Origin of the sequence: Bradyrhizobium manausense (assembly GCF_001440035.1) — a bacterium.
Taxonomy (GTDB): Bacteria; Pseudomonadota; Alphaproteobacteria; order Rhizobiales; family Xanthobacteraceae; genus Bradyrhizobium; species Bradyrhizobium manausense.
This window is the reverse complement of the sequence record NZ_LJYG01000047.1, coordinates 92,049-101,995: the sequence shown is the minus strand read 5'-3', so window position 1 is coordinate 101,995 and position 9,947 is coordinate 92,049. Positions and strand designations below refer to the sequence as shown.

Here is a 9,947-nt window from a genome sequence, read left to right as displayed (position 1 = left end):
CGCTCGATGGCGTCGAGCGCGCCCTGCCAGTCGCGATTCCGGTAGCAGCCGAGCATCTCGATGGTGATGTTGCGCAGACGCTGGAACGCGGCCGACTGCATCACGTCCTCGCGGCCGGCGATGGCATAGATCACCTCCGGCTCGGTCTTGCCCTTGACCATGATGAAGTCGAGCTCGAGGATCGCGAACCGGTCCTTGGCGGCGAGCGCCGTCCGCGAGCCGACGATGATCGGGAAGCCGTATTCCTTGGTCTGGCCTTCCAGGCGCGAGGCGAGGTTCACGCTGTCGCCGAGCACCGAATAGTTCTTCTTCAGATCGGAGCCCATGTTGCCGACCACGCCGATGCCGGTGTTGAGGCCGATGCCGACATTGAGCGGGATGTAGACGTGGCCGCCGTCGGCCGCTTCCTGCTCGCGCTCCCTGTTGACCACGTCGATCTTCTCGAGCATCCGGATCGCGGCCTCGCAGGCATGGACCTGGTGCTCGGCATCGTCGAGCGGCGCGTTCCAGAACGCCATGATGGCGTCGCCCATATATTTGTCGACGTAACCCTTCTGCTCGATGATCACGTCCGTGAGCGGCGTCAGGAAGCGGTTCATCAGCGCGATCAGGCCTTGCGGATCGTGCTTGTAGCTCTCCGAGATGGTGGTGAAGCCGCGCACATCGGAGAACATGATCGTCAGCTCGCGCTCCTCGCCGCCGAGCACGACTTTCTCCGGCGATTGCGCCAGCTGCTCGACCAGCACCGGCGACATGTATTGGGCGAAGATGCCGCGGATCTGCACGCGCTGGCGCTGCTCGCGCACGAAACTCGCGAAGATGAACGTGAGGTAGATCGCCGTGGTCGACAGCAGCGGATAGGTGAAGTCGATCAGGTAGCGGTATTTCCAGTAGAAGAACCAGGACGTACCGAACAGGACCGCGGCAAACAACGCGCCGGCCAGCGCCAGCCGAACGGGGCCGAGATTCGGGGTGAAGATGATGACGAGGATGCCGATGATCAGTGCGGTTATCAACTCGACGCCGAGCGCGTAGTTCGGCTGCGAGATGACCGCGCCGGTCAGTACGCTTTCGAGGACCTGGGCGTGGATCTCGACGCCCGGCATGTTCGCCGACACCGGCGTGGTTTTGAGATCGTTCAGCCCGACGGCGGACGTGCCGATCAGCACCAGCTTGCCGTTTATCTTGCCTGGCGGCACCGAATTATCGAGGACGTCGGCAGCCGAGACATAAATCGATGGATCCTGACGCGCATAGTGCACCCACAACTGACCGTTCTTGTCGGTCGGGATCTCGACGCCCTTGAGGCGAATGGCGCGGATGCCGGTCTTGTCGGTGCGAACCAGCAGCGTCGGCGTTCCCGTGACGACGCGCAAGATCTCGAGGTTGAGCGAGGGCATGATGTTGCCCTGGGCGCGCATGATCATCGGCACGCGGCGGATCAGACCATCGCGCTCGGTCGGAATACTGAACAGGCCGCGACCTGCCGCGACTTTCTCGATCACGGGCACGTTGCGGAGCAGCCCGGGGAATTCGAACATGAAGCGCTCGGCGTTCGCTTCGCCAACCGTGGCAACGCCAGTAAAGGGCAGCGTCTTGTCGATATCGGACGTGATCTCCTGCTGCCCGGTCTCGCCCAGCACCACGCGCGAGCGCTTGATCGCATCGGAAAGGACCTGATCGTTGCTCGGCAGCTCGCGCAGCCTGGCGCGGGTGGCATCATCAAGATAACGCATCTGGTTGGCGACGAGATCCGGATTGAGCCGGTCGGGTTCGGAAAACACCACGTCGAAACCGATTGCCACCGCGCCGAGATCGGTGAGGTTGGTGATCATGTCCGCGATCCGCGTGCGCGACCACGGCCATTGACCGAACCTGGCGAGGCTCTTGTCGTCGATATCAACGATGGTGACCGGCCGCACCGTCTTGTGGCGAGGGTCGACATGCTGGAATATGTCGAAGACGCGCAGCCGCAGCTCCTGCACCGGCGGCGGATCCCAGACGCGCAGAGCTGCGAACACGACCAGCAGCGCAAGGCACAGCAGCCGCGCCAAGCCGAACTTTCGCGCAAACCACCGGCGCAGGATCCTGAGACGTTTCATGTTGGTCGAAGTTCCTGCCGCGCGCCGCCTCCGTTGGACCGATCATGCAGCGAAGGCCTGCAAATTGCCATGCCCCATCGGCGGACGATACGGTCTTTTTGGCCGCGACCGGCCTCGTTACACGGAGCCACCGACGGAGTGATTGGTGACGATGAAGTCGCTGGCATGCAGGTTGTTGACAACGACATTCTTCAACAGGATCGTCTCGTGATCGTCCAGCCGGACCAGCGTATCGGCATTCTGCTGGGTGAGGGTGATATCGCTGAACGAGTTGATGTTGTCGAACTGGCGTACGTCGATCTTGTCGAGCGTGGTGTCGAATTCGTAGACCGTGTGCTGGACCGTATCCGAAAAGGATTTTGGCGCGAACACAAACTGGTCCTGCCCGCCTTTGCCGTCCAACGTGTCGCTTTGCCCGCTCGCGAACAACACGTCCTTGCCGCTGGTGCCGACCAGCGAGACCGGTCCCGGGCCGCCGTCGTTGAAAACGAAATTGACGGTGTCGCTGGCGCCGAAATTGTCGGTGACCTTGAACGTGACCATGTCCGTCGCCGGCTTGTCCGCTCCCGGAGCGTAGGTGACACCGCTCGCCAAGAGGGCATTGATGTCGTTCAGATTGCCGGCCCCCGTCCCCGGAGAAACGCTTGATCCCTCTGCTTGAGTCGTGGCGCTGAGCGCAAATGCTTCTGACGGTGCCGCGGGATCTTCGTCGGTGATTGCCAAACCAAGCACGGAGGTCGTGCCGTCCGGATTTTCCGACACAGTGAAATGGGTCGTATCGATTTCGGGACCAGCGAGCGGATCGATCGTGACGGCGTGAGTCTGAGGCAAGGTCGTCGCGGAGGTATGGCTGCTGTCGACGACGCTCGTTGCGGTCACCGTGATGTTAAAGCTGCCGGCATAGCCGACCGGCGTCGTCAGCGTGAGGTTGCCACCGAGATCGGTGGCCTCGATGTGCCAAGTGTTGTTGCTGGCGTCGTAGGTTCCGTAGTTGAATTCCGAACCGACGGGCGCACCTGCGATCGTCACGTAGGTGTCGTCGGGGTGCGCGCCGGTCGGGATGGTGACCGTGATCGGAACGTTGATCGGGGTGTGCTCAGGCCCTTCCGACTTGGCAATATTGGACAACTCGCCGGAACCAAGCCCCAGGAAGTCCTCGATCGAAGCCTTGTACGTGGGATATGAGCTCAAAAACGCTTCAAAGTTTCCGTCAGTCGGGACAATTTGGGAGCCGCCGACATCGCTGTGCGCCGTCGAGACGATGGCGACCTGACCGGTGACTTGGGTGTCGCCGAAGCCATTCTCGAAGCTCTGCACGACCTCGCCGTTCACCCGGATATTGTCGACGGCCAGGAAGGACGTAACTGCATAGTCCTTCTCGTTCATCACACCCGCGCCAAAGGCGTAGGTGCCGTCGGTCTGAATCTTATAGGTAAATGTGTGCCAGCCGGTCGAGCCATAGCTTCCGGTCGCCTCGATGTCCGATAACAGGAACGCGGCGCCATTTACGCTGGCGAAGGCAAAGTCGTTGTACGGCAGATAGTCATCAGTAGTGAAATTCCAATCAACACTGACGATGTCACCGGCATGCAGCGACAGCTGGGTCACAAGCGCCGAGCCATCCGTGGGATAGATGCTCGTATTCGGCCCAAGCGACAAGACCGGAGCGACGGCCATTTCAACCTCCGCCGGCGCCGTCACTTCCGTGCCTATCGAGGCAGCCTGGTCCGACACCGGCGTCGTGCCGCCGTGGCCGGCGCCGGAGATGTCGATCGAGACCGGGGAGCTGGCACTGACCGCGCCAGTATAGGTGTTGTCGATCGCGTGGACATCGAGCGTGCCGGGCGTGCCGCTGAAACTTCCATTCGGAACGAAGCGGATCAGCGTATCAGTGCTGAGCACCAGCGCATTGGTATTGCTGACGCCGGAAATATCGACCCACTGGTCGGTGCCGGCGATCTCGTATTGCCAGCTGCCCTGGTTCGACGTGGCGTTGTCGGCGCTGACCGCGATCGCCTTGAAGCTCGCGCCGGTATCGACGTCGTGGAACTTGCCCGCGAAGAGGTCGCTGACGGCGCTGCCGGTCGGATTGGTGTTGTCGGCGGCGACGGAATCCAGCGTCGTGCCGTCGAGCGTCGGGGCATCGTTGGCGCCGTTAACGTTCACCGTCAGCGTCGCGGTGCCGTGCGCGCCATGCGCGTCCGTGGTTTGGACCGTGAACGTGTCGACATAGGCGCCTGCCTGCAACGCGTTGATTGCCGCAGAGTCGGGCACGTAGTCGTAGTTGCCGCTGGAATCGACCGTCAGCGAACCGTACTGTCCCGCCACCGTCGTCGTCGCGTTGTGCTCGGCATCGAGCAAGGCGTAGCTCAGCGTCGCCGTCTCGCCGGTGTCGGCATCGGTGCCGGCCAGCTTTCCGGTGAGATCGGCGAAGCTGTCGGAGACGCCCGTATCGGCGAGCGTGCCGATGTCGAGATCGGCGAGGGTCGGCGCGTCGTTCGCGCCCGATATCGTGACGGTGACCTGGGCCGTGTCGGACTTGTGGCCGTCGTCGAGCGTGATGGTGGAGACCACCGTCGCGGTCTGGCCCTGCCCGAGGAAATCCAGCGCGCTGTCGGCGATCGAGTAGCTCCAGCCGACGGTGCCGTTGTTCTTGTTGCCGGTCTGCTGCAGCGTCAGCGCGTGTTCGAGCGCGGAGATCTCGTCCGGCGTCAGGGTCAGAGCCGTGGTGTGATCGGCGGCAAGCCAGGTCACGTCTTGATGGGTGATCTTCGCCGTCGGCCGCTCGGTCAGATCGATGTCGGTGAAATCGATGGTGCCGGTGCCGCCCGACGCCGGATCCATGGTGGCGTCGCCGGTTTTGTTGTCAAGCTCGGCGAAGCTGACGCTCGGCGACGTCTCGGCGGCATTGAACGCCGGCGCGTCGTCGGCGGCGTTGAGCGTGATCAGCGTGCCGCCATGGCCGTCGCTGCTACCGGCAAAATGCGCGTTGCTGTAGTCCCCTCCGGTGAGCTTCACCGTGATGCTGTGGCCGTAGGCATCGCTGACGACGAGATCGCCGGTCGCGGAATCGTAGGTTGCGGAGGTACCGCCGTCGAACTCGATGGTCGACAGGTCGAGCTTGTCGGTCGACGCAAAGCCTGCAACCGACCCGCCGAAGCTGGACGTGTCGATCTGGAGCTCGGCGCCGCCGCCGTTGAAGGTGATCGTCTGCGACACCGCGGCGTCGACATCGAGCGTCGCATTGGCATCGAGCGTGACCGAGCCGGAGCCGGACAGCGAACCGAACAGCGACAGGGTGCCGTCGGTATGGATCTCGATCGTGTTGGTGTTGGTGATGCTGCCGGTGATCGAGGCGGTCCCCCAGCTCTCGATCTTGCCGGAGTTGGTGATGCCGAAGCTCGCCCCGTCTGCACTCGAGACCGAGGCGCCGTCATGGAGATCGATTTCGCCGGCATTGTCGATCTTGGACAGCGTACCGAACACGCTCGTACCTGAAACCGTCCAGGTGCCAGCCGCCTTGTTGTCGAACGTGGCGCTGGCGACCGAGATGTTGCCGTTGATATCGCCGGTGTTGTTGATGGTCACGGGACCGCCGGCCTCGGCGATGGCGTAGGTTGTCGAGGCCACGCTGCCGGCTGCATCGGGCCCGATCGTGCCGGAATTGTCGATCGTTGCGGAGCCGGTCGTGTTCTCCTGGATGGAGATCGCAGCGACGCCATCGGCACCGACCACCGTGCCGGCGTTGGTGATGGAGGTCGAGCCGGCCGCGTCGGAATCGTCCTGGTCGACGTGAATGCCGAACGAAGTCGTGCCGGTGATGTGACCATTGTTGGTGATGTTGACGGCGCCGTCGCCGTGGGAGACGACATCGAGGCCGACCGCGCCGGACACGCCGCCGCCGATCGTGGCCGTGATGTCGCCCGCCCCGCTTACGCCGTCGTGCAGCAGGATGCCGCTTCCGGTTTGGCCCGTGATGTCACCGACCGTCGTGAGCGAGATGCTGCCTGCGCCGTCCTGCGTGACGACGATGCCGCTGTCGTGACCGGTCAGCGTTCCGGCGGGCGTCAGGACAATATTCGCGGGCTTGAGGGATGTGCCGCCGGATGCAGTGAAATCCAGCGCGTCACCGCTCGAGGTCGTGATGTCGGCCGCGCCGGTGACCGTGAACGTGCCGCCGGTCGAGGACTGGCCGGTGATGGTGCCGGTAAAGCTCTGGCCGACGACCTTGTCGAGCTGAAGCGTATCGGCGCCGCCGGCGAAGGTCACGGTCTGCGCCGTCGCGCTGGCGAGCTCCAGCGTTGCGCCATCGTCGATGACCAGCGAGCCGGCGCCCGCGAGGCCGCCGGAGAGGTTCAGTGTCCCCGCCTGCACCTCGATCGTGCCGGTGTTGGTGATGCCGGCCGAAATCGTGTTGAAGCCGGAGACGCCGTAGAGATGGCCGGAATTGTTGAGGCTGCCGCCGTTGATCGAAGCTACCGTCAGATAGAGCTTCGAGGTGCCGTCAACGGTGACCGCGCCACTATTGTTGGTCACGTTGAGGCTCGACAGCTTCAGAATGCCGCTATTGATCGCCTTGATATCAGCAGTGTTGACAATGGCCTCGCCGATGACGTCGAGCTCGCCGCCGTTGGCCTGGAGCAGCTTGCTGTTGGTGAGCGTATGGATGACGACGGGGTCGATCGTCAGCGTGCCGCTGGTGACTGATATCGTGCCGGTGTTGGTGATGTCGGCATTGCTGATGGCGCTCGCACCGGTCGATTCCAGCGTACCGGCAAGCGTCAGCGTGCCGCCGTCGATCGTCGCGGTAGAAAGATCGAGCGTCGAGCCCGCCTCGATCGATACGACGCCGCCGCTGATCGTGGCGTCGTTCAGGAACATCTGCGCATGGGCGTCGACGCTGACCTTGCCGGCGTTGTTGACGATCGAGCCTTTGTCGATCGTCAGCACAGCATCCGCAAAGACTTCGATCGTGCCGAGGGACAAATTGCCGACGGTCTCGTTCGCAAACTCGACCGCCCCCTTGACGTGGACCGCGCCGGAATTGTTCAGCGTGCCGTTCTCGATCAGGCTGGTGCCGTCGAGCTCCAGCGTGCCGAGAATGGCGAGGGTGCCGCCGTCGATCGTCACGGCGTCGGCGACCAGCGTCGCGACGGAATCGACCTGCACGGTACCGCCGGCATTGGCGATGCCGGTGTCCAGCGTCAGGGTGCCGCCCGACAATTCGATTGTGCCGGAATTGGTGATGGTGGTCAGCGTGTCGATCTTGCCGCCTGCCGCGAGCGTGAGCTGGCCCGCGTTGGTAATCTTGGCGGTACTGGCGACGACGTCGCCGTTCGTCCTGGTGATCGTCTCGACATCGATCGCGCCGCCGACAAGAACGGTGCCGTCAGCCGCATTGGTGAACTTCGCATCGGCATTGAGCGTCAGCTTGCCCCCGAGCGTCAACGTGCTGTGATTGATGACCTCCGGCGCCGTGTGGTGCACCGTTGTGTCGTAATCATCCATCGTCAGCGACTTGCCGTACGCGGCAGCGTCGATCGTGACTGGATAGGACGGCGTCAGCCCATGCAGCTGATCGGTGATGATGATGACGTCATCGTTGCTGGTCGGAACCGTGCCGGTTTCCCAGTTCGCAGCGTCCTTCCAGAAACCACCCGAGGGCTGGTTCGTCCCGATCCAAACCACCGCCGGGGCGTCGGTGCCCGTGAGCGTGACGGTGATGGTCTGTTGCGAGGTCGCATCGTGCTCGTCGGCGACCGTGACGGTGTAGACCAGCGTCAGCACTTCGCCCTTCGGAATGAAGTCGGCGAGATAGACGGGCAGATCGGCCAGCGACCAGTTGATGGTCCCGGTGCCGGTGCCGGTTGAATCCAAGCCGTTCCCGATCGCAACCGACATGGCCTTCTGGAACGCGGCGAGCGGGCCGGGAGGCACAGTGGTGCCGTCCGGCAGGCTCGCGCTGGTCAGCGCCACGGACACGGTGTGGGTGTCCGTGAGGTCGACATCCTTGAAGGTGAGGGTGCCAGCGGTCGGAACGTTGGTGGTGAGCGGCCCGCCCGGCACGCTGGTGCCGCCGGAGAAGGTGATGGTCGGCACGCTGGTCGTGATCACCGGCCTGTCGTTGGTGCCGGTGATCGTGATGGTGATCGGGATGTCCTTGGTTTCAGGGTTGACCGCGAAATTGTTGTTGACGTGGACAACGTAAGTCAGCGTCAGCGTTTCGCCGTCGGCGAGGAAGTCGAACGCGTGGTCGGGGATCGTGTAGGTTGCAACCGCGGTCCCGTTGTTGTTGTTGCCGCCATCGGCGACAACATTGATCTTGACCTGCGTCGCCGCAATATCCTGCTTCTGGAGAGCAGTGAGTGAGGGAGTGACGTCGTGATGGCCGGAATCCGTATAGGTGTATTTTGATGCATCGAGGTCCACCGACACCGTCGGCCGGTCGCCCAGGTTTTGGTCGACGAAGTTGACCCTGAAGATGATGACATCGGGAGGTACGGCATCGCCGGTGGCGTCGCCGTGGTCGCCGGTCGCCTTGGCGTGCTCGGTCAAGACGAACGCAGTCACCACATTGCCGTTGGTATCGAGGACGCTCGCGAACGGCGCGCCTGGAATACGATCGACACCCCCCTTGTCGGACCCACCCGGCGCCGGACTGCCGGCACCGCCGGCGACGGTGTTGGTGAAGATCGCCTGTGCGGTGGAGCCGTCCGGCGTCTTGATCAGGACGATGTCGCCGGTCTGGGTGATGCTGTCGGTGGAGTTGTTGGTGAGCTTGGTGTTGGTGTTGTTGTCGGTGAACTTCAGCGTGAACACGTCGTTGATCAGCTTCTGCACGTCCGGCGACAGCAGCGCATTGCTGACCGAGACGTTGCCGCCGCTGATCTGGATCATCTGGCCGGCCTGGTTGACCGTCGCGATCGGCAGCAGCGTCTGCTTGTCGAACAGGATGTAGGAGCCGGTGGTGCCGTTCGGCTCGACCAGCACCTGGAAGTTCGCCTGCGGCTGCGGGTCGCCACCACCCGAGGGTACGACGAAAGCGATCTCGGTCAGCACCGCCGTGCCGCGAATGCCCATGGTGGCGACCGGCGTGTCGACCTTCATGTCGCCGTGCTTGGCGGTCTCGCCGGCGACGAAGGTGATGGTGCCCGCGACCAGGCTGAGCAGCGAGGAATTGTTCGACCCGTTGGGGTCGTAGACCATCTCGTTCAGCACCATCCGCGCGTTGGCGGACAGGCCGAACACGGTGCCGTCGATGAAGGTGATGCCGAGCGTCGAGTCCGAGCCGGTCGAGACCACGTCGCCCTTCTCGACGTTATCGCCATTGTTGAGGATGACCGAGACGCCGTTGCGGACCACGGTCGCACTGCCGGTCAGCTTGGTGACGTGACCGATGACCTGCGCCGCGGCGGCGCCGGGCGCAGCCTGCGCGACCTGAACGTAGCCGGTGAGCGCGCTGACGATGTCGCCGGTGAGATGGGCGCCGTCGGGCGAGGCGATCGCCGCGCGCTTGTCGCCCCTGAAGTAGTCGTGAACGACGAAGTCGTGACCGTCGTGCGAGAGCACGAGATCACTGCCGGTGCGTTTGAACTCGCCATGGAAGATCAGATTGGGGTCGGCAATGACCACCGCGCCGTCAGGCACATGGCCATGCGCCGTGGCGGTAAAGGATTCAACATGGCCATCGGCGGACGAACGGGAACCCTGGCCATCCAAGGTGAGCCCGGCGTCAAATTTGCCAGCGTAATTCAACCGGGCACCATGAAAAGGGTTAAAATCTAAGTAAGTATCGTCCGCTTAAGCTTGCATAGCATTACCAAGTCCTTAGCGAAACCATCTATT

2 protein-coding genes are annotated in these 9,947 nt (G+C 63.2%); both read right to left on the bottom strand.

Annotation, left to right across the window (positions count from 1 at the left end; genetic code table 11):
* The coding region (locus AOQ71_RS11640) for a CHASE2 domain-containing protein (RefSeq protein WP_245316845.1) at nt 1-2,102 on the bottom strand (2,102 nt) is incomplete at its 3' end.
* 117 nt (nt 2,103-2,219) lie between these two features.
* Nucleotides 2,220-9,857 carry a VCBS domain-containing protein gene (locus AOQ71_RS11635; protein WP_063958225.1) on the bottom strand — a complete coding sequence of 2,546 codons (7,638 nt, stop codon included), beginning with the start codon at nt 9,855-9,857 and terminating at the stop codon, nt 2,220-2,222.
* Nucleotides 9,858-9,947 lie beyond the last annotated feature (90 nt).